Origin of the sequence: Actinospica acidithermotolerans, assembly GCF_018139625.1 — a bacterium.
In the GTDB taxonomy this organism is placed as follows: Bacteria; Actinomycetota; Actinomycetes; order Streptomycetales; family Catenulisporaceae; genus Actinospica; species Actinospica acidithermotolerans.
Map to the genome: position 1 here is coordinate 1 of NZ_JAGSOH010000394.1, position 400 is coordinate 400.

The 400-nt window shown below is 41.8% G+C and carries 1 protein-coding gene and 1 pseudogene; both read left to right on the top strand.

All coding sequences use genetic code 11. The annotated features are described in order from the left end of the window. Positions 1-209, top strand: a pseudogene (gene rpsC, locus KDK95_RS39105) (30S ribosomal protein S3); the annotation flags it as partial. A gap of 2 nt (positions 210-211) precedes the next feature. Beyond that, positions 212-400 (top strand): 50S ribosomal protein L16 (gene rplP, locus KDK95_RS39110; protein WP_212522678.1); only part of this gene is annotated, 189 nt, incomplete at its 3' end.

Below are 400 nucleotides of genomic sequence, written 5' to 3' on the forward strand. Positions count from 1 at the left end.
AAACTCAAGTATCTGGTCGTTTAGGCGGAGCTGACATCGCTCGTGCTGAACAATATTCAGAAGGAACTGTTCCACTTCATACGTTACGTGCTGACATCGATTATGCACACGCTGAAGCTGACACTACTTACGGTAAATTAGGCGTTAAAGTATGGATCTATCGTGGAGAAGTTCTTCCTACTAAGAACACTAGTGGAGGAGGAAAATAATAATGTTACTACCAAAACGTGTAAAATATCGTCGTCAACATCGTCCTAAAACAACTGGTCGTTCTAAAGGCGGTAACTACGTAACATTTGGTGAGTTTGGTTTACAAGCTACAACAACATCTTGGATCACATCTCGTCAAATCGAATCTGCTCGTATAGCAATGACACGTTACATGAAACGTGGCGGGAAA